This window comes from Blastococcus sp. TF02-09, from assembly GCF_003319105.1.
Lineage (GTDB): Bacteria > Actinomycetota > Actinomycetes > Mycobacteriales > Geodermatophilaceae > Blastococcus.
Genome location: NZ_QOHH01000014.1, coordinates 99,857 through 119,024, shown reverse-complemented (window position 1 = coordinate 119,024; position 19,168 = coordinate 99,857). Strand labels below are relative to the sequence as shown.

The following is a 19,168-nucleotide window of genomic DNA, read 5'->3' as shown; positions in this document are numbered from 1 at the left end:
GCATCGCCGCCAAGCTCAACGGGCGACCCCGCAAGACCCTGGGCTTCAAGACCCCAGCCGAGGTCCTCGCCCGACTACTCTCCGAAGATCAACAAGCCGGTGTTGCGACGACCAGTTGAATCCGCCGTCTGCTTTTCCGCGGAAAGGCAGGCTCACGCGTCGCGGAGGAGGTCCGCGGGTTGCACCAGGCCGGTCCGGTAGGCGAGGACGACGGCCTGCACGCGGTCGCGGGAGCCGGTCTTGGCCAGCACCCGCCCGACGTGGGTCTTCACGGTCGCCTCGCTGACGACGAAGGTCCGCGCGATCTCGGTGTTCGAGGCGCCCAGGGCCATCTGCACCAGCACCTCGCGCTCGCGCGGGGTGAGCTCGGCCAGCGCGGCGTCGTCCCCACGACCGGAGGACGACGACGTGGCGCCCCGGAGCATCGGCGCGACGTGCTGCAGCAGCCGGCGGGTCGAGGACGCCGCGATCACCGAGTCGCCGGCGTGCACGGTGCGCACCGCGGCCAGCATCTCCTCCGGCGGGGCGTCCTTGAGCAGGAACCCGCTGGCCCCGGCCCCGATCGCGGCGACCACGTACTCGTCCAGGTCGAACGTGGTGAGCACGACGACGCGCGGCGGCTCCGACAGGGCGGTCACCTGGCGGGTGGCCTCGAGGCCGTCCGTGCCGGGCATGCGGATGTCCATGAGGACGACGTCGGCCGCCGTGCGCGTGAGCAGCTGCACGGCCGCGGCGCCGTCGCCCGCCTCCCCGACGACGGTGAGGTCGGGCTGGGAGTCGATGACCATGCGGAAACCGGCGCGGACCATCTGCTGGTCGTCGACGAGGACCACGCGGATCGGTTCGCTCATCGACGGGCACCGTAGGGCAGGGCGGCGTGCACGCCGAAGCCGCCTCCGTGCCGCGGCCCGGCCTCCAGCCGCCCGCGGTGCAGCTGCGCCCGCTCCCGCATGCCGCGCAGGCCCTGGCCGTCCCCGTCGGGCGGCGCCCCGTCGGCGGAGAGCAGAGCGGCCGAGGCACCGCGGCCGTCGTCGAGCACCGACAGCTCCAGCGCGTCGGGGCGCCACTGCAGCCGCACCCAGGCCCGCGAGGCCGGGCCGGCGTGCTTGAGCACGTTGGTCAGCGACTCCTGCACGATCCGGTAGGCCGCCAGCTGCGGCCCGGCCGCTAGGGGCCGCGGCTCGCCCTCCACGATCAGGTCCACGTCCAGCCCGCTGGCCCGCACGTCCTCCACCAGGGCGGGGATCGCGGCGACGTCCGGTTGCGGGGCGTACTCCTCGCCGCCGCCCTCGCGCAGCACCCCCAGCAGGGACCGCATGTCGGTGAGCGCCTGCCGGCCGGTGGCGGCGATGGCCTCCAGCGCGTCGGTCGCCGCCGTCGGATCGGCCTTCCCGGCGTACCGGCCGCCGTCGGCCTGCGCGATGACCACCGACAGGGAGTGGGCGACGACGTCGTGCAGCTCGCGGGCGATACGGGCCCGCTCGGTGGTCGCGGCCAGCCGCATCTCCTGGTCCCGCTCCAGCTCCAGCAGCTGCGCCCGCTCCGCCAGCGCGGCCAGCTGCTGCACCCGGGCCCGACGCAGGGTGCCCAGCGCCCACGCCGCGACGACGGAGACGCCGATGGCGCCGGCGATCGGCACCAGCGAGGAGGCGACGCCGCCGGGCCAGTAGCGCAGCGCGGCCAGGCCCCCGCCGACGAGCCCGACGGCCAGCCCCGCCTGGGCCGCCCAGCGCGTCGAGTAGGCGGCGAGCGCGTAGACCATCACCAGCGCGGCGACGTTGGCGACCAGGAAATTGGGCACGACGAGCAGCTCGAGCAGGCCGGCCGCCACCACGGCGGCGGCCGCCGGGACCGGTGCCCGCCGTCGCCAGGCCAGGGGCACGGTGAGCAGCGTGCCGACCACGAACGCGGCCGCCGAGTCCTGCCAGTAGAAGGTGGACGAGGGCAGCAGGACGGTGCAGAACCAGACGGCGGCGGCCAGCGCGGCGTCGACGGCGACGGGGGTGCGGCGCAGCCGGTCGATCGGGTCGTCCAGGGCGCCGTCCACGCCCGGAGCCTAAGGAGCGGGGCCCACGATCTCGTCGTCCCCAGGAGGGAACCGCGCGTCCACCCCAGGTCGGACGTCGGCGTCCGGACCACACTGACCGCATGACCGAGGGCGACGACGACGGCGGCGATCCGGCCTGCTGGCTGCGCCGGGTGTGCCCCGCCTGTGGGCGGCTCGCCGACGAGGACCCGCCCACGACCTGCCGCGCCTGCGGAGAGGCCCTGCCCGGGGAGTGACGCCCCTGGTCAGGCGGCCTGCCGGCGCCGTCCCAGGGCGATGAAGTCGCAGAGCGCCTGCCGCAGGGCGACACCGCGTGCGTCGGCGGGCACGTGCACCTCGTCCCGGAGGTCGAGCGGCAGCCCGGGCAGCTGCAGCGAGGCCTGCGAGCGGACGTCCTCCGCGAGCACCTGCTGCTGCAGGGCCACCTGCTCGACGACGGTGGCCGGCGCGGGCAGCCGCTGCCCCGGACCTGCGGCCAGCATCAGGCGGACGTAGATGCGGGTGGAGTCGGCGTCCTCGGGCTGCAGCAGGTAGAGCAGCGTCGTCGTCGCGCCCGTGTCGAGGAACTCCTGCCGCAGCCGGAGCTGGAAGGGCGCCCGGAAGACGTAGGTGGTGCGCCGCCGCTGCCGCAGGGGCCGCTCGCCGGTGGCGACGCCCGGGTCCAGCGGGTTGTCCACCTCCTGCTCCTGGACGCTGCGGAAGCCGCCGGGCTCGCGGGTCAGCTCGTACGGGGCGACCTCCGGGACCGCCGCCAGCGTCGTGGGGTGGACGAACGGGCCGTGCGTCGCGTCGAGGAAGGTGTCGGCCAGCGGGCCGGCGGGTCCGGGCGAGCGCAGCGGGAGCAGCCAGTCGCCGACGACGGACCGGTCGTCGGCCTCGGGCACCTCCAGGGCGACGTCGGCCGGCTCGGCGGGCGCCAGCCACAGCACACCGAGCCGCTCGCGAACGCCGAACGCGGGGGGATCGGCCTGCGCGGCGCCGTCCTCCCGGAACAGCGTCCAGGTGCGCCCGAGCAGCCGGACCTGCAGCCAGCCGCCGGCGCGCAGCTCGCGGGACAGGGCGACCGGGTGCCAGGCGTGCTCCAGCGACGGCTCCAGGTTGGCGAAGACCGCACCCCGCGGCCGGGGGCCTCGTCCGGGGGCTCGAGCGGCACGAACGCGGCCGGCCGGGGAGGGGACGACGTCGTGCGCTCGGGTGCGATCCACACCCAGCCGTGGCGCTCCTCGACCGCCCAGGGCACCCGCAGGTCCGCGCGCGGCGGCGGCGACCCGTCCGGGCCCAGCGAGGGGACCTGCGCGCAACGGCCGTCGGAGTCGAAGCGCCATCCGTGGGCCGGGCACTGCAGCCGGCCGTCGACGACGGTCGCCGTCGTCAGCGGGGCCAGCCGGTGCGGGCAGCGGGCGGGGAAGGCGCTGACCTCCCCGCCGGGCCGCAGCCGGACGACGACGTAGGGGGAACCGCCGGCGGCCACCGGGATCGGTGTCGAGCCGATCTCGGCGGAGCGGGCGGCAGGGAACCAGCCGGTCGCAACTGCCATGGGGCAGTACAGCGCGGCGGCGTTGTGGGCCGGTTACGGCTCGGGAACGGTCGTGGGTCGGATCCCCCCGTCGTGCGGATGGCCTACCGATCGGTAGCACCTAGAGTGAGTTGCGCCACACCCAACGAGCCGGAGGGCCCCGTGACGCCACCCACCGAACGTCGGACGTTGACCCCGGAGGAGTACCGGGAGGCCCAGAACTCCCCGGAGTTCCAGGAGCTCAAGCGCCGGTTCCGCCGGTTCGCCTTCCCCATGACGCTGGCGTTCTTCTCCTGGTACCTGCTCTACGTCCTGCTCTCCACCTACGCGCCGGACTTCATGGCCACCGAGGTCTTCGGGAACGTGAACCTCGGCATCCTGCTCGGGCTGGGCCAGTTCGTGACCACGTTCGTCATCACACACCTGTACGTGGCCCACGCCGACAAGAACACCGACCCCATCGCCGACGAGATGCGCGAGCGGCTCGAGCGGCACGACTTCGCGCCGGGGCACGGCTCGGTGACCGACCGCGGAGCCGCCGCCGAGGGGGCCACCCGTGCCTGAGCTCGTCGCGGCCGACGCCACCATCGGCGAGCCCGCCGTCAACATCTCGATCTTCGGCGCGTTCGTCCTGGTGACGCTGTTCATCACCTTCCGCGCGAGCCGCAACAACACCAGCGCCGCCGACTACTACGCGGCCGGCCGCAACATCAGCGGGACGCAGAACGGGCTGGCCATCGCCGGTGACTACCTGTCGGCGGCGTCCTTCCTGGGCATCGCCGGGGCCATCGCCGTCTACGGCTACGACGGCTTCCTCTACTCGATCGGCTTCCTGGTCGCCTGGCTGGTCGCGCTGCTGCTGGTCGCGGAGCTCATGCGCAACACCGCCCGCTTCACCATGGCCGACGTCCTGGCCTTCCGGATGCGGGAGCGGCCGGTGCGCATGGCGGCGGCCATCTCGACGCTGGCCGTGTCGCTGTTCTACCTGCTGGCTCAGATGGCCGGCGCCGGTGGGCTCGTGGCGCTGCTGCTCGGGGTCAGCGGCGACGCCGCGGAGGCCCTGGTCGTCACCCTCGTCGGCGCGCTGATGATCTTCTACGTGCTGGTCGGCGGCATGCGCGGCACCACGTACGTGCAGATGATCAAGGCGACGCTGCTCATCGCCGGCGCCTTCGTGATGACCGTGTGGGTGCTGGCCGAGTACGGCTTCAACCTCTCCTCGCTGCTGGGCGGCGCGCAGGACCTCGCCGTCGAGGGGCGCGACGTGCTGGCCCCCGGCGCCCAGTACGGCCTGACCGAGACGTCGAAGCTGGACTTCGTGTCGCTGGGCCTGGCCCTGGTGCTGGGGACGGCGGGTCTGCCGCACGTGCTCATGCGCTTCTACACGGTGCCCACGGCCAAGGACGCCCGGCGCTCGGTGGTCTGGGCCATCTGGCTGATCGGCATCTTCTACCTGTTCAGCCTGGTCATCGGCTACGGCGCCGGTGCGCTGGTCGGGCCGGCGGACATCCTCGCCGCCCCGGGCGCGGTCAACGCCGCGGCGCCGCTGCTCGCGTTCGAGCTGGGTGGCACGGTGCTGCTGGGCATCATCGCCGGCGTCGCGTTCGCCACGATCCTCGCGGTGGTGGCCGGCCTGACGATCACGGCGTCGGCCTCGTTCGCCCACGACGTGTACGCGTCGGTGATCAAGCGGGGCAACGTGCCGCCGAACGGCGAGGTGCGGGTCGCCCGCATCACCGCCGTCGTCATCGGGGCGGTGGCGATCGGGCTGGGCATCCTGGCGCTGCAGGCCGGCATCAACATCGCGTTCCTCGTCGCGCTGGCCTTCGCGGTGGCGGCCTCGGCGAACCTGCCGACGATCCTCTACACGTTATTCTGGAAGGACTTCACCACCCAGGGCGCGCTGTGGTCGATCTACGGCGGGCTGATCACGTGCATCACGCTGATCATCTTCTCGCCCGTGGTCTCCGGCGCGCCGGTGAACCCGGCGACCGGGAAGAGCACGTCGCTGATCTCCGACCCGGGCGTCGACTTCTCCTGGTTCCCGCTGAACAACCCCGGGTTGGTGTCGATCCCGTTGTCGTTCTTCCTCGGCTGGCTCGGTACGAAGCTGTCCAAGGAGCGGCCCGACGAGCTCAAGAACGCCGAGCTCGAGGTGCGGGCGTTCACCGGCATCGGGGCGGAGAAGGCCGTCCAGCACTGAAGAAGGACCCCGTCTCCCCCCACTCCCTCGTTCCTCGGGAGCAGGCCCCTGAGACGGGGCCGCCCAGCACGCCGCCTGGCGCGCGTCTCCTCTGGGGGCGCGCGCCTCGCGCGTTCGTGGCCACCTCGGGCCGTCGTCGTCCTCACCGCACGTCCTCGTCCTCGCGGTGTGGCAGCGGAACGCGCGGTCGACCGCGCGTTCCGCTGCGACACCGCGCGGTCGACGGACAGCGGGTCAGGCGGCGGTGGCGGGCGCAGCGGCCGGAGCAGCGGGCTCGGCCGGCGCCGGGACGGCGACCTGCGCAGTCACCAGGGCGTGCCGGTGGCGGACCGCCCAGCGGGCGACGAGCCCCGCGAGGACGACGAGGCCGGCGAGGGTGTGCTCGCCGGGATGGGCGAGCGCGACCGCGATCGCGGCGGCGTAGACGACGGACAGCAGCACCGTCGGAACGGGCAGGTGCGGAACGGGGATGTGCACGGCAGGACCTCCGGGTGGGGGCGTCCCGCCGGCCGGCGACCGGATCACGCGGGTCCGGTCGCCGGCGCGGCGACGGCGCGGTGGAACGGGGCGCGGACCTGGAGGGCCTAGGTGAGCATGTCCTTGGCCTTCTGCAGCAGGTTCTTCGTGTCCGTCTGCGGCGTCGGGTACAGCCGCGGATCGCCCGGGGGCAGGATCGGCGCGTCGGCGGTGGCCTCGATCGGCCGGGCCGTGTACGTGCTGCGGCCGTCGTAGGACGGGCCGTTCGCCCAGCGGCCGGACGCCGCCTCGGGGCCGTCGGAGGCGTCGATGAACGTGTACCCCAGGTCGCCGACCTCCTCCTCCAGCGGGAATGCCTCGGGGACCGGGATGCCCTCGAGGCCGTCGGCCTTCAGCTCCTCGGTCGCGTGCAGCCACTGCTGCTGGTGGTAGTGATCGCGGGTGAGGAGGAACCGGAGCATGTCCTTCACGCCCGGGTCGTCGGTCATGTTGTAGAGCCGGGCCACCTGCAGCCGGCCCTGCATCTCGGCCGTGGCGTTGTACATGAAGTCGGCCATCAAGTTGCCGCTGGCGGTGACGTACGCGCCGCTCCACGGGTTGCCCATGCTGTCCATGTAGCTGGCGCCGGCCCCGTTCTGGATCGGGTGCTGCGGGTTGTGCTGGCCGTAGCCCGCGGCGGCCTCCTTGGTGCGGTCGGCGGCGTCGGGCTTGAGCGGGATGTGGTCCAGCAGCCGGTCGATCATCGTCACGATCATCTCGACGTGGGCCAGCTCCTCGGTCCCGATCGAGAGGAGCAGGTCCTTGTACTTGCCGGGCAGCCGGCAGTTCCAGCCCTGCAGCAGGTACTGGGTGGCGACGGTCATCTCACCCCACTGACCGCCGAGGATTTCCTGCATCTTGCGGGCGAAGTCCGGGTCGGGACCGTCGGGCTTGGCCTCGTACTGCAGGGCGTGGGTGTGCGTGAACACGGGCTCTCCCTCGGTGCGTCGTCGCGCCACCGCCGATGCGGTGACACCGGGGATCTGCCCGCTCCCGCTGGCCCGCCCGTGCCGTCCGCTGGCCCTCCGGTGCCATTGTCCGGGCGCAGCTCAGGTCATCTGTCGGGGAGCGCGACGGTGAGCGTGAAGACGTCGCCGTCGTCGTGCCAGGTGAGGCGCCCGCCGAGCTCGCGGGTCTGCCGCTGCACCGACCACAGCCCCAGGCCGGTCAGGTCCAGGGGCGGGCGGGTCTGCTGCAGGTGCCCGACCACCCGGTCGACGGGCACCCCGGCCTGCGAGAGCGCCAGCCGCACCCAGCCGGCACGCAGCGTCGCCTGCAGCCGCACCGGCCGGCCGCCGCCGTGCCGGTGCGCGTTCTCGAGCAGGTTGGTGAGGATGCGCTGCACCCGGGCGTCGGCGACCGGCACCTCACCGGCGCCATCGAGGACCTCGACGGTCAGCAGGGTCCGCGGCAGGCCGGAGGCGGCGACGCCGGCGAGGACGACGTCGCGGAGCAGGCGGGCCCCGGTGCCCCGCACGGCGCCGCCGGTGGCGTCGGCGGTGCGGAGCATGGAGGCGAGCTGGGCGGTCTGGGCGCGGGCGAGGGCGAGCAGTTCGCGGGCGCGGTCGGGGGGCCCGTCCAGCGACCCGAGGACCGCCTCCAGCGAGGCCAGCGGGCTGCGCATGTCGTGGCAGAGGGCGCGCAGGACGGCGTCCTCGGGGGTGGGTGCGGCCCCCGCGTCCGTCGCGCGCCGGCGTCGGGGCAGGTGGCCGCGCAGCACGCGCGCGAGGTCGGCGAACAGGTCGCGGGCGGGATGCGGGATCGGTGCGTCAGCAGCGAGGGTCACGGGCACTCCTGGGTGGTGCCGGTCAGCAGCGCCGGTGGGCGACGGCCGGCAGGAGACGGATGTCGGAGATCGACGGAGCGCTCGGTGCTGAACGCGGGACCCCGGTGGACGTGGTCGTGGTGGACGACCACCCCCTCTTCACCCGGGGGCTGGGCCTGCTGCTGCCGGGGCTGAGCGGCGGCAGGGTCCGTGTGGTCGGGACGACGGACGACGCCTCGGCCGCGGCCGCGCTGGTCCGGCGCCACCACGCGGACGTGGCGATCGTCGACCTGCACATGCCACCACCGGGCGGGACCAGGGCGATCGCGGCGATCCGCCGGGCCGACCCGATGGTGCGGGTGGTCGCGCTGTCCGGGCTGGCCGAGGCCGACGCCGCGATCGAGGCGCTGCGCGCCGGCGCCTCGGGCTTCCTGCCGAAGTCGGCGGACCCCGAGTCGCTGGTGCGGCCGCTGCTCGCCGTCCTCGACGGCTGGTCGGTGGTGCCCGAGGCGCTGCTGCGGCAGCTGCTGGCGGACGCCGCGCCGGCCGGGCAGCAGAGCATCGCCGACCAGCTGACCGCCGACGAGCGCCGGCTGTGGCGGCTGATCGCCGAGGGGGCCAGCACCGTGGACATCGCCACGACGCTGCACGTCTCGGAGCGGACGACGAAGCGGCTCGTGGCCCACCTGCTGCGCCGGCTGCACGTGACCACGCGGGTGGAGGCGGCGGCGCTGGCCGGGCGGGCCGGGCTCGGGGTAGCCGAGGGCCGGCCGGGGTGAGCGGGGCGCGACCTCATCGTGGACCGGCTACCCGCCGCCGTGATCGTCACGCACCCGGGACGGAACGGTTCACCTCGCCGTCCGCCCGGGGGAGGAGCTGCTGCGCCCACGGCTCCGACGCCGCGACCGCGAAGGCGGCGACCTCGTCGGCGGCCATGTCCAGCGCGATGTAGCCGCCGCGCCCGGCCCCGACGCAGGCGACGACGGAGGCCAGCCCGGCGCGGCGCTGCGCCCAGGACTGCGTCACCTGCCAGCCGACGACCGCCCGGCGCTCCAGCACCGCCCGCTCCCGCACCAGCCAGCCGACGCGGACGGCGAAGGACCGTTGGCCGGTCGCGTGGCCCAGCGACGCGTACCGGCCCAGCCCCAGCGGCACGCCCAGGACGGTGAGGACGACGCCGGCGACGAGCAGGGGCCACCACCCGCTGGTCACGGTGAGCACCGCGCCGGCGGCGGTGACGAGCAGCCCCGTGGCCACCGCCCGCACGATGCGCCGGCGCCGCGCCGCGGCCGGGTGGGGTGCCAGCGGGCCGGGGTCGTCGACCAGGCGGCGGCTGAGCCGCTCGGCCTCCGCGCGCGGTCCGAGGGGCAGCAGCTGACCGCGGCGCTGCGCGTCGCCGAGGCCGGTGACCAGGCCGTTCACCCGGGCCGCCCCGACCAGCCGCATGCCCGCGCCGTCGGCCACGGCGACCCCGCGGATGCGGTCGATCTCCAGCTCGGTGTGCCGCCGGGTGAGCAGCCCGCGGACGGCGATGAGCGAGCCGCCGCGGCGCACGAGGCGGAACCGCCAGTTGACCACCGCCGCGCCGATCACCGCACCCGCGGCCAGCACCACCAGCGACACGGCCACCGCGATCAGGGCGACGACGGGCGAGTCCAGAGCCGGGCCGTCGACGTGGGGGAGGAACCGGCCGGGCAGCTCGTCGAGGATCCGGGACAGCGCCCCGACGGCGGCGACGGGGACGGCGAGGTAGCTCCCCACCAGCGGCGCGTACAGCAGCCACCGGTTGTCGAAGCGGGCGAACTCCTCCTCGGGCTCCGGCGGGGGCGGGGCGCCGTCGGCGTCGTCGACCGCGGGCACCGGGACGCGGCCGCGGGTGGTGAGCACCGCCGTCCGCAGCCGCTCCCCCTCGGCGCGGGTGACGCCGTCGATCAGCAGCTCCTCGTCCTTGCCCGCTCCCCGCCCGGCGCTGGTGGAGCCGCCGGCGGCGGCGTCGATCCGCACCCGGACCAGGCCGAGCAGCCGGTGCACCGGCGGCGCCTCGATCTCGATACCGCGGATCCGGTCGTTGGGCACCGTGCGCGTGGAGCGCGACACCAGCCCGCGCGTGACGACGACGGCCGTGGGCCCGTCCAGGTAGCTGAACCGCCACCAGCCGAGGGCCGCCGTCGCCAGGGACACCAGGGTGATGACGACGACGAGCCCCACGACGGTCCAGCGGCCCCCGCCCAACCCGATGCCGGCCAGCGCCGGGATCGCGAACGGGACGAGCTGCCGTGCCTGCCGGAACGTGGCGGTGTCCACCAGGACGATGCGCCTCGACGTCCGGCGGGGGGCTGCCGCGACCGGCCAGGCCCCCGCCCGCGGATCGGTCACGTGGCCTGGTCCCGGGTCCGTTCCGCCCGGACGGCGAGGTCGTCGGCGACCCGCTGGGCGATGCCCTGCTCCAGGTGCCAGATGTGCACCGTGCCCTGGCTGGACGCGGTGAAGACCGCGACCGTAGCCAGCCCGAACAGCTGCTGCAGCACTCCGCGGGTGACGTCGACGGTCTGGATGCGGGAGACGGGGACCAGCGTCCAGGTCTGGGTGAGCCAGCCGGTGCGCGTGTAGACGGCGTCCCCGGTGACCTCCCAGCGGTAGACGCGGTGCTTGAGCCAGGGCCGCACGCCGACGGCGACCAGCGCCTCGAGCACCGCGGCGATCGGCACCGCCCAGCGCAGGAAGGGCACCGGGCCGCCGAGATCGGCCGGCACCCAGATGAGCAGCGCCCCGACGACGACGGCGGTGACCAGCACGCCGACGAGGCTCTCGGTGACCCACAGCCCGATGGCCGTGCGCGGCAGCGACCAGGCGGGCTCGCGCACGGGGGCGGGGGCGGCGGTCATCGCGGCCATCCTCGCAGGCCCGCCCGCCCGCGCGGCCGTGCCACGATGGAGTGCGTGATGCCGCAGCAGGTTCCGACCGTCTCTGTCAGCGAACTGCCCGGGGACGCCGTGATCCTCGACGTCCGTGAGGACGACGAGTGGGTGCACGGCCACGTCGAGGGCGCCACCCACATCCCCATGGGTCAGATCCCCTCCCGGCTGGACGACCTGCCCGAGGGCGACCCGCTCTACGTCACCTGCCGCGGCGGCGGCCGCTCGGCACGGGTGGCCGCGTGGCTCAACCAGAACGGCTACGACGCGGTCAACGTCGCCGGTGGGATGGGTGACTGGGAGGCCGCCGGCAAGCCCATGGTGAGCGAGACCGGCGAGCCCCCCTTCGTCCGCTGACCCTGCTCTTCCGCGGAAAAGCAGGACGCTTTTCCGCGGAGAAGCAGGGTCAGGACTCCAGCGAGTACTCCGCGAACTTCGCGCGCAGGTCCTTCTTGGAGAACTTGCCGACGCTGGTCTTGGGCACCTCGTCGATGAACTCGACCGCGTCGGGCAGCCACCACTTGGCCACCAGCGGCTTGAGGTGCTCCAGGATCTCCTCCGACGTCGCCGTCTCGCCCTGCTTGAGGACGACGCAGGCCAGCGGGCGCTCGTCCCACTTGGGGTGCGGCACGCCCACCACCGCGGCCTCGGCGACCTTCGGGTGGCTCATGATCGCGTTCTCCAGGTCGACCGAGCTGATCCACTCGCCGCCGGACTTGATGAGGTCCTTGGTGCGGTCGGCGATCCGGATGGAGCCGTCGGGGCTCATCGCGGCGACGTCGCCGGTCTTCATCCAGCCGTCGGAAGTGCTGAGCTCCACGCCGGCGTCGGGGTTGTAGTAGTCCCTGGCGCACCAGTTGCCGCGCACCTGCAGCTCGCCGGTGGCGGTGTCGTCCCAGGGCTGGGGCTCCAGCGTGTCGGCGTCGACGATCCGGGCCTCGACGCCGAACAGCGGGATGCCGGCGCGGGCGCGCACGTTCGCCTTGGTCTCGTCGTCGGCGTCCTCGTAGCGCTTGGGCAGGATGCCCGACGAGGCGACCGGCGAGGTCTCGGTCATGCCCCAGGCCTGCAGGATCGGCAGGCCCACCTGCTCGCGGTAGGCCTCGCTCAGCGCCTTGGGCACCGCGGACCCGCCGCAGCCGATCTCGCGGAGCTTGTGCTCCTTGCCGGCGAGGTGCGGCAGCACGCCCTGCCAGATGGTCGGGACGCCGGCGGTGAACGTGACGCCTTCGTCGACGATGATCTTCGCGAGCGCCTCGGGCTGCATCATCGGGCCGGGGAAGACCAGCGCCGACCCGGCGGCGGGCGCGGCCTGCGCGATGCCCCAGGCGTTGGCGTGGAACATCGGCACGACCGGCATGGCGACGTCGCGGACGCTCAGCCCGAACGCGTTCGGCGAGAGCGCGGCCATCGTGTGCAGCACCGTCGAGCGGTGCGAGTAGACGACGCCCTTGGGGTTGCCGGTGGTGCCGCTCGTGTAGCACATCGACGCGGCCAGGGACTCGTCCTGGACGTCGAAGTCGACCGGCGACGCCTCGGCCAGCAGCGTCTCGTAGTCGAGGATCCGCGGGTCGTCGGGCAGCTCGGCGTCCCCGCCGTCCTCCATGACGACGACGTGCCGGACCGTCGTCATGGTGTCGACCAGCGGCCAGAACAGGCCGAAGACCGAGCGGTCGACGAAGACGACCTCGTCCTCGGCGTGGTTGGCGATGTAGGTCAGCTGCTCGGGGAACAGCCGGATGTTGAGCGTGTGCAGCACGCGGCCGGTGCACGGAGCGGCGAAGTAGAGCTCCAGGTGCCGCTGGCTGTTCCAGCCGAAGGTGCCGACGCGGCCGTCGGCGCTGATGCCGAGGGTGTCCAGCACGCCACCGAGCCGGCGGGTGCGCTCCGCCCACTCGCCGTAGGTGCTCCGGGTGGCGCCCTGGGGGCTGTTGGTCACGATCGCGACGTCGCCGTAGTGCTGTTCGGCGTGGCGGAAGATCGTGTCGATGGTGAGGGGGCTGTCCTGCATCAGGCCGCGCATGGAGCGGATCCTGCCAGTGACCGCGCTCACGATCCAGACGGGGCGGTGGCTCGGCCGAGGACGACGGGCAGGGTCCGCAGGCCGCGGATCACGAACTCGGGACGGCGCTCCGGGGCGCCGCCGAGCTCGAACGTCGTCGTCCGGTCGAGCAGCGCGCCGAACGTGGCCTGCAGCTCGACGCGGGCCAGCGGCGCCCCGATGCAGAAGTGGACGCCGGCGCCGAAGGTGATGTGCGGGTTGTCGGCCCGGCCGACGTCGAAGCTGTCGGGCTCGGCGAAGACGGCGGGGTCGCGGTTGGCCGCACCCAGCAGCGCTGCGATCTTCTGCCCGCGCTCGACGGTGACGCCGCCGATCTCGACGTCCTCGGTGGCGGTGCGCTCGAACAGCTGCAGCGGGGAGTCGTAGCGCATGAACTCCTCGATCGCCGTCGGCAGGAGCCCGCGGTCCTCGCGCAGCCGCTGCAGCTGGCCGGGGTGCCGCAGCAGGGCGAGGGTCCCGTTGCCGCTCACGTTCACCGTGGCCTCGTGGCCGGCGTTGAGCAGCAGGATGCAGGTGGTGACCAGCTCGTCCTCGGTGAGCGCGTCGCCGGCGGCGTCCCGCAGGCCCACCAGGTGGCTGACCAGGTCCTCGCCGGGGTTGGTGCGCCGCTCGGCGGCCAGGCCGCGCAGGTAGGCGACGAACTCCCCGGCCGCGCGCTCGGCCGACGCCTCGGTCTCCGCCGTCCGCCCGTACTCGTACATCTTCACGATCGCGTTGGACCACGGGCGCAGCAGCGGCCGGTCGGCCTCGGGCACGCCCAGCAGCTCGGCGATGACGGCGACCGGCAGCTGCTCGGCCATGCCCGCCAGCAGGTCGACCGCCTCCGAGCCGCCGGAGCGCTCGACCAGCTCGTCGACCAGCGTCCGCGCGAGGTCCTCGACCCAGGGGCGCAGCCGCTCGACGTGCCCGCGGGCGAACGCCGAGCTGATCAGCCGCCGCAGCCGGGTGTGCTCGGGCGGCTCCATCTCGAGGATGGCGTTGCGGTGGATGAGGTTGAAGCTTTCGAACCGCTCGGCCGGTTCCTTGTCCCGCCAGATCCGCCCCAGCCGCCGGTCCCGCAGCATCGCGTTGGCCTCGGCGTGGCCGAACGCCAGCCACAGCCCCATGCCCTCGTGCCACTGCACCGGCGCCACGGCCCGCGCCCGGGCGAAGGCCGGGTACGGATCGGCGACGACGGCCGGGTCGGTGAGGTCGAGCGGGACGGCGGCGGCCGGGGTCACGCCGCCGAGCCTAGGGACGAGCGGGGACGACGTCGGTCACACCCTCACTGCCGCTCGAGCCATGCGATCTCGTGGCCATCAGCCGCCGATGGCCACGAGATCGCATGGTTCGGCGCCGGCCAGGGCCGGCGGGGGTGAGGGAGGCCTGCGCTCCCCGTCCGCCGGCGCACCTACGCTGGCCCGCATGGCTTCCCGCAAGCGCTCCTCCGCCCCCGCCGTCGAGTCGGAGGGCATCAACCCGAAGGCGCCGTGCCCCTGCGGTTCCGGGCGTCGCTACAAGCACTGCCACGGCTCGGGTTACGCGCCGCCGGTCATCCGCTCCTTCGAGGGGCTGCCCGGCGAGGCCGACTGGGTCGCGCTGCGCGAGCTCGTCCCCGCCGCCACCGCGAAGCTGCGGACGACGGACGGCCGCGAGGTGACCCTCGCCAGCGTGCTGCCCGGTGGCTCGCCGGCGCTGGTCCGCGCCAACGGCGAGATCCTGCTCGGCGTCCAGCTGCAGAGCTCCTCCGACGACGTCAGCCGCGACCTCGGCACCGCGCTGGCCGCGGCTCTCGAGGCACCGGGCGGCGCGCCGGTCGACCCGGGCCCGATCGGTGGCGCGGGCTCCGCCGGCCCCCGGCTGCAGGAGCTGCTGGACACGACGGCGCCCCTCGACGTGACCGTGCACGACGACTTCGGCTTCTGGCTGGAGGGCACCGAGCCCAACGCCGCGGCGAAGGCGGGTCTCGAGCACGCCAACGAGGCGATCCTGCCGACCGTGCGGCTGGCCGGCCTCGAGGCGGCGTACTGGGTGCGCCCCGGCTCCGAGCGCGCCCACCTGCGCTGGGTGCGGCCGGAGCCCGAGGAGAAGCTGCTCGACGCGCTGGCGCGGCTGCGGGCCGCGGGCGAGCCGATCCTGCTGGGCGAGGGCACCCGCTACGCCGGGGCGTTCCGCGCGCACGGGCTCGTCGTCCCCGTGTGGGACCTCCCTGCTGACACCCCCGCCGACGACTGGGTGGAGCCCGCCACCCAGTGGCAGGCGCGTCTCGAGCAGGCGCTGGCGGTCACCGAGTCGCTGACCGCCGACGAGCGCCGCGCCCGCGCCGGCCTGCTCTCCCGCCAGATCACCATCCGCTGAGCCCCGTCCGGGGTCCGTAGGCATAGGAACCTCTGCCTACGGATCCGGGGGCCACGGCGTAGGTAGAGGTTCCTATGCCTGGGGCGGCAGGGGGGCGCGGGCGACGGGGCAGGACATGCACCGCGGCCCGCCCCGGCCGCTGCCCAGCTCCGAGCCGGCGATCCGCACCACCTCGATGCCGGCGGCCTCCAGCGCGGTGTTGGTGACGCTGTTCCGCTCGTAGGCGACGGTCAGCCGGGGCGCCAGGGCGAGGGTGTTGTTGCCGTCGTCCCACTGCTCGCGCTCGGCGGTGACCGGGTCCAGGCCGGTGTCGATCACCCGCAGCCGGTCGATGCCCATCGCCGCCGCGGCCGCCTCGACGAAGGGGCGGGGGCCGTCCACCTGCAGCTCCACCGGGTCGGCGTCGTCGGCCACGCCGTCGGGCGCGGTCACCGTCCACGCCTTCAGCGAGTCGGCCACCGCCGGGTACATCACCAGCGCGTCGACGTCGACCATGGTGGCGATGGTGTCCAGGTGCATGGTCGCCCGCTCCTGCGCGATGGGGACGACGAGCACCGTGTGCGCCAGCCCGCGCGCGAACAGTCGCCGCGCGAGCCGTTCGGCGCCACCGGGCGTCGTCCGCTCCCCGACGCCGACGGCCAGCACGCCCGGGGCCAGCAGCAGCACGTCGCCGCCCTCGAGGTGCTCGAGGCCGGCGCCGTAGAGCTGCTCCACACCGGCGAAGCGCGGGTGGTGGGTGTAGACGGCGGCGGTGATGGTGCTCTCGCGGTGCCGGGCGGGCATGGCCAGCGAGGTGACCGCGACCTCGTCGCCGATCCAGACCGAGGAGTCCCGCGTGAACAGCAGGTTCGGCAGCGGCGGGACGACGAAGTCCGAGCGGTCCATCACCTCGTAGGCCAGCCCCCGCCCGCCGCGCAGCTCGTCGTGGGCGAGCCCCGCGATGAGCGTGGCCGCGAGGTCCTCGGGCGCGAGCCAGGCGAGGTGCCGGGTGGTGGCCCGCTGCAGGCTGGCGCCCAGCCGCGGGTCGTCGACGGCGGCGCCGATCAGCTCCGCGCGCGCCGACGGGAAGGACAGGATCTCGGCCAGCAGCCGGTCGAGGTAGAGCACCTCGACGCCGCGGGCGGTCAGCGCCTCGGCGAAGGCGTCGTGCTCCTCCTGCGCGCGGTCCACCCACGGCACGCCGTCGAAGAGCAGCTGGTCGTTGTTGCGCGGGGTCAGCCGGCGCAGCTCGTTGCCGGGCCGGTGCAGCAGCACCGTCTGCAGCGCACCGACCTCGCTGGTCGCGCCCATGGCCGGGGACGGGGTCATGCGCCGAGGCTGGCACAGGGTCCCCGCGCCGACGCTCTCGGGAGGGGCGGCGCGCCGTCTGGCTAGGGTGCCGTACGGGCCGGCGGCGCAGCCGGGCCCGACGACGGAGGTGCGGCGTGGACCTGTTCGACCTGACCGGCAAGGTGGCCGTGGTGACCGGCGGCACCCGGGGCATCGGTCTGATGATCGCCCGGGGGCTGCTCCAGGCCGGGGCGGCGCGGGTCTACATCAGCTCCCGCAAGGCCGAGGCGGGGGACGCCGCCGTCGCCGAGCTCGCCGAGTTCGGCACCGCGATCTCCATCCCGGCCGACGTCTCCCAGGAGGCGGAGTGCATCCGCCTGGCCGAGGAGGTCGGCAAGCGTGAGGAGCAGGTGCACGTCCTGGTCAACAACGCCGGCGCCACGTGGGGCGAGGACCTGGAGAAGTTCCCGGAGTCGGCGTGGGACAAGGTGCTGAACCTCAACCTGAAGGCGCCGTTCTTCGTCACCCGCGCGTTCCTGCCGCTGCTGGAGAAGGCGGCCTCGCACGAGGACCCGGCGCGGGTGATCAACATCGGCAGCATCGCGGGCCTGCAGCCCACCGCCGCCCGCACCTACTCGTACTCGACGTCCAAGGCCGCGGTGCACCAGCTCACCCGCAACCTGTCCAAGGAGCTCGCGCCCCGCCGGATCACGGTGAACGCCGTCGCCCCGGGGCCGTTCGAGTCGAAGATGATGGCCGCCACGCTGGCCGCCGCCGGCGACGAGATGACCAAGCGGGTGCCGCTCGGGCGCATCGGCCGCCCCGACGACATGGCCGGCATCGCGGTGTTCCTGAGCTCGCGCGCCGGCTCCTACCTGACCGGCGCGATCATCCCGGTGGACGGCGGCATCGCCACCTAGTTGATGCAGGTGGCGTCGTCGGCCGTGCGTGCCGGCGGCGCGTCCTCGTTCGCCGCCGGCGCCGAGACGGCCTGCCCGATGGCGGTGAAGTCGCTGCCGATCACCAGCGCGACGGTGCCCTCCGGCAGGTCGTCGTCGACGGTCACCGCCGCTCCCGGCACCTGGGCGGCGACCAGCGCGCCCGCGGCCTCCTCGCCGGTGCGGTGCGCGACCGTCGTCGTCTCGGTGGCATCGGCGTTGCCGGCCTCCGCCCCGAACCCGGCGTCGGTCAGCGCGGTGGCCGCCGTCGAGGCGGCACCGGAGACGCCGGAGCCGTTGAGCACCTGCACGGTGACCGATCCGGGGTCGACCGAGCTGCCCTCGTCCTCCGGCGCGGTGGGCTCGTCGGCGGGCTCCGCGTCCAGCGTGGCGAAGAAGCTCCGCACCTCCTCGGCGGCCGGCGGTTCGAGCACCTCGGCGCCGTCGATCCGCGTCGGCGTGAGGCCGGGGATGGTCTGGAAGGTGAGGTCGCCGGGCTGGACGCCCTGCAGCTGCGCGGCCAGGTCGAAGACGTCCAGGCCCTCGTCCAGCGTCATGCTGCTGCCGACCTGCTCGACGATGTCGCGCTGCTTGCCGAGGTCGAACAGCGTGTCGCTGGAGAGCATGTTGCGCAGCATCCCGGCGATGTAGACCTGCTGGCGGACCACCCGGTCCAGGTCGCCCGCCGGCAGCCCGTGCCGCTGGCGGACGAACTTCAGCGCGTCCTCGCCGCCGATCGTCTGCACGCCGGCGGGGAAGTCGGCGCCGGAGAGCGGGTCGCTGGTGGCCTGGCACAGGTTCACCTCCACCCCGCCGACGATCGTGCTGAGGTTGATGAAGCCCAGCAGGTCGATCTCGGCGAAGTGGTCGATCTGCAGGCCGGTGAAGCCGCTGACGGTCTGCACGAGCCGCTGCGCACCGGCGGCCCGCCGCTCGGCGTCACTGCCCTCGGCCTCGGCGAAGCCCACCGCGTAGGCGGAGTTCAGCCGCCCCTGCCCGGAGCCGGGGATGTCGACGTAGGTGTCGCGCGGCAGGGAGACGAACGACGCCGCGGACCCGTCGGCCGGCAGGTGCGCCAGCATCATCGAGTCGGTGTTGAGGACGCCGTCGGCGTCGCCCGTGCTGAACTGCGCCTTCTGCTCGGGGGTGAGCCCGGTGCGGGCGTCCATCCCGACCAGCAGCAGGTTCAGCGCCTCGCCGGCGTCGCCCGCGACGTCCTCGTTGCCGGAGGACGGGATGGCGTCGGTGCGCTGCACGCTCGCCTCGGCGACCCGGACCAGGTGCCAGCCCCATCCGCTGCCGAGCAGCAGGAGCCCGCTGAGCACGGCCGCGACCGACCGCGCCACCGTCGCACCCCGCGCCGTCCCGGCCGCCGTCACCCGCGTCGACCCGGTGGGCCGCCGCGGCTCGCGCGGGGCCGGCCCGCGCCGGGGGTCCAGGTGCGGCGGCAGCCGGCGCGGCTGGTCCGGGCTCACGGCCGTCGCCCGTCGTCCGGGCCGCCGTCAGCGGCCGCACCGTGCGCGGGCGGCTGCTGGGGGGCGGGTGGAGGACGCATCCCGATCATGGTCCCACTCCCGCGGGCGGATCCGGCGTCTCCCGC

General features: G+C 74.4%; 19 protein-coding genes and 1 pseudogene. 7 read left to right on the top strand and 13 right to left on the bottom strand.

Annotated features, from left to right (window positions below):
• Positions 1–152: 152 nt before the first annotated feature.
• Positions 153–851 carry a response regulator transcription factor gene (locus tag DQ239_RS18470; RefSeq protein ID WP_113835877.1) on the bottom strand — a complete coding sequence of 233 codons (699 nt, stop codon included), beginning with the start codon at positions 849–851 and terminating at the stop codon, positions 153–155.
• Positions 848–2,047 (bottom strand): histidine kinase, encoded by a 1,200-nt coding sequence (locus tag DQ239_RS18465; protein ID WP_233489478.1) that lies wholly within the window; start codon positions 2,045–2,047, stop codon positions 848–850. The genes DQ239_RS18470 and DQ239_RS18465 overlap by 4 nt, the downstream gene beginning before the upstream one ends.
• Before the next feature lie 101 nt (positions 2,048–2,148).
• Between DQ239_RS18465 and DQ239_RS21225 the strand changes: the two genes are divergently transcribed.
• Positions 2,149–2,283, top strand: a complete 135-nt coding sequence (locus DQ239_RS21225) for a hypothetical protein (protein ID WP_255411260.1) — start codon at positions 2,149–2,151, stop codon at positions 2,281–2,283.
• 9 nt (positions 2,284–2,292) lie between these two features.
• Here DQ239_RS21225 and DQ239_RS18460 read toward each other — a convergent pair whose 3' ends face one another.
• Both DQ239_RS18460 and DQ239_RS21065 read right to left on the bottom strand, forming a co-directional pair.
• A complete protein-coding gene (locus tag DQ239_RS18460) occupies positions 2,293–3,252 on the bottom strand; it encodes an aromatic ring-hydroxylating dioxygenase subunit alpha (RefSeq protein ID WP_233489477.1) in 960 nt (319 codons plus the stop codon).
• Positions 3,253–3,383: 131 nt separating this feature from the next.
• A pseudogene (locus DQ239_RS21065) lies at positions 3,384–3,584 on the bottom strand (Rieske 2Fe-2S domain-containing protein); the annotation flags it as partial.
• Between the two features lie 141 nt (positions 3,585–3,725).
• On the opposite strand from DQ239_RS21065, the gene DQ239_RS18455 reads away from it, so the two are divergent.
• Complete coding sequence (locus DQ239_RS18455; protein ID WP_199583156.1) at positions 3,726–4,127, top strand: DUF485 domain-containing protein; 402 nt, start codon at positions 3,726–3,728, stop codon at positions 4,125–4,127.
• A complete protein-coding gene (locus DQ239_RS18450; RefSeq protein ID WP_113835875.1) occupies positions 4,120–5,766 on the top strand; it encodes a cation acetate symporter in 1,647 nt (548 codons plus the stop codon). The genes DQ239_RS18455 and DQ239_RS18450 overlap by 8 nt, the downstream gene beginning before the upstream one ends.
• Before the next feature lie 234 nt (positions 5,767–6,000).
• Here the strand turns inward: DQ239_RS18450 and DQ239_RS18445 are convergent, their stop codons facing one another.
• From DQ239_RS18445 to DQ239_RS18435, 3 genes are all read right to left on the bottom strand, one after another.
• On the bottom strand, positions 6,001–6,243 hold the full coding sequence (locus DQ239_RS18445) for a hypothetical protein (RefSeq protein WP_233489476.1): 243 nt from the start codon (positions 6,241–6,243) through the stop codon (positions 6,001–6,003).
• Positions 6,244–6,350: 107 nt separating this feature from the next.
• The gene (locus tag DQ239_RS18440; RefSeq protein ID WP_113835874.1) at positions 6,351–7,211 is read right to left on the bottom strand and encodes a manganese catalase family protein; all 861 of its coding nucleotides are present in this window, start codon (positions 7,209–7,211) and stop codon (positions 6,351–6,353) included.
• 125 nt (positions 7,212–7,336) lie between these two features.
• The gene (locus DQ239_RS18435) at positions 7,337–8,068 is read right to left on the bottom strand and encodes an ATP-binding protein (protein WP_113835873.1); all 732 of its coding nucleotides are present in this window, start codon (positions 8,066–8,068) and stop codon (positions 7,337–7,339) included.
• Between the two features lie 59 nt (positions 8,069–8,127).
• Between DQ239_RS18435 and DQ239_RS18430 the strand changes: the two genes are divergently transcribed.
• Entirely contained in the window at positions 8,128–8,826 is a 699-nt protein-coding gene (locus DQ239_RS18430) for a response regulator transcription factor (RefSeq protein ID WP_113835872.1), read from the top strand.
• A 46-nt stretch (positions 8,827–8,872) separates the two neighbouring features.
• On the opposite strand, the gene DQ239_RS18425 is transcribed toward DQ239_RS18430, so the two are convergent.
• The gene (locus DQ239_RS18425) at positions 8,873–10,423 is read right to left on the bottom strand and encodes a PH domain-containing protein (RefSeq protein ID WP_113835871.1); all 1,551 of its coding nucleotides are present in this window, start codon (positions 10,421–10,423) and stop codon (positions 8,873–8,875) included.
• Positions 10,420–10,932: a PH domain-containing protein gene (locus DQ239_RS18420; RefSeq protein ID WP_113835870.1), complete on the bottom strand. Its 513-nt coding sequence runs from the start codon at positions 10,930–10,932 to the stop codon at positions 10,420–10,422. Before DQ239_RS18420 ends, DQ239_RS18425 begins: the two co-directional genes overlap by 4 nt.
• 57 nt (positions 10,933–10,989) lie before the next feature.
• Here DQ239_RS18420 and DQ239_RS18415 point away from each other — a divergent pair, with 57 nt between their 5' ends.
• Positions 10,990–11,319: a rhodanese-like domain-containing protein gene (locus DQ239_RS18415; protein ID WP_233489475.1), complete on the top strand. Its 330-nt coding sequence runs from the start codon at positions 10,990–10,992 to the stop codon at positions 11,317–11,319.
• Between the two features lie 49 nt (positions 11,320–11,368).
• Here the strand turns inward: DQ239_RS18415 and DQ239_RS18410 are convergent, their stop codons facing one another.
• Together DQ239_RS18410 and DQ239_RS18405 are read right to left on the bottom strand one after the other, a co-directional pair.
• Complete coding sequence (locus tag DQ239_RS18410; protein ID WP_113835868.1) at positions 11,369–12,985, bottom strand: long-chain fatty acid--CoA ligase; 1,617 nt, start codon at positions 12,983–12,985, stop codon at positions 11,369–11,371.
• A 26-nt stretch (positions 12,986–13,011) separates the two neighbouring features.
• Positions 13,012–14,244 carry a cytochrome P450 gene (locus tag DQ239_RS18405; protein ID WP_113835867.1) on the bottom strand — a complete coding sequence of 411 codons (1,233 nt, stop codon included), beginning with the start codon at positions 14,242–14,244 and terminating at the stop codon, positions 13,012–13,014.
• Between the two features lie 184 nt (positions 14,245–14,428).
• Between DQ239_RS18405 and DQ239_RS18400 the strand changes: the two genes are divergently transcribed.
• Complete coding sequence (locus DQ239_RS18400) at positions 14,429–15,361, top strand: DUF5926 family protein (RefSeq protein WP_113835866.1); 933 nt, start codon at positions 14,429–14,431, stop codon at positions 15,359–15,361.
• Between the two features lie 72 nt (positions 15,362–15,433).
• On the opposite strand, the gene DQ239_RS18395 is transcribed toward DQ239_RS18400, so the two are convergent.
• Positions 15,434–16,669 carry an arginine deiminase gene (locus tag DQ239_RS18395; protein ID WP_199583154.1) on the bottom strand — a complete coding sequence of 412 codons (1,236 nt, stop codon included), beginning with the start codon at positions 16,667–16,669 and terminating at the stop codon, positions 15,434–15,436.
• A 116-nt stretch (positions 16,670–16,785) separates the two neighbouring features.
• Between DQ239_RS18395 and DQ239_RS18390 the strand changes: the two genes are divergently transcribed.
• Positions 16,786–17,550 (top strand): SDR family oxidoreductase, encoded by a 765-nt coding sequence (locus tag DQ239_RS18390; protein WP_113835865.1) that lies wholly within the window; start codon positions 16,786–16,788, stop codon positions 17,548–17,550.
• Here DQ239_RS18390 and DQ239_RS18385 read toward each other — a convergent pair.
• The gene (locus tag DQ239_RS18385) at positions 17,547–19,043 is read right to left on the bottom strand and encodes an LCP family protein (RefSeq protein WP_113835864.1); all 1,497 of its coding nucleotides are present in this window, start codon (positions 19,041–19,043) and stop codon (positions 17,547–17,549) included. The two genes, DQ239_RS18390 and DQ239_RS18385, sit on opposite strands and share 4 nt — an antisense overlap.
• Positions 19,044–19,168 lie beyond the last annotated feature (125 nt).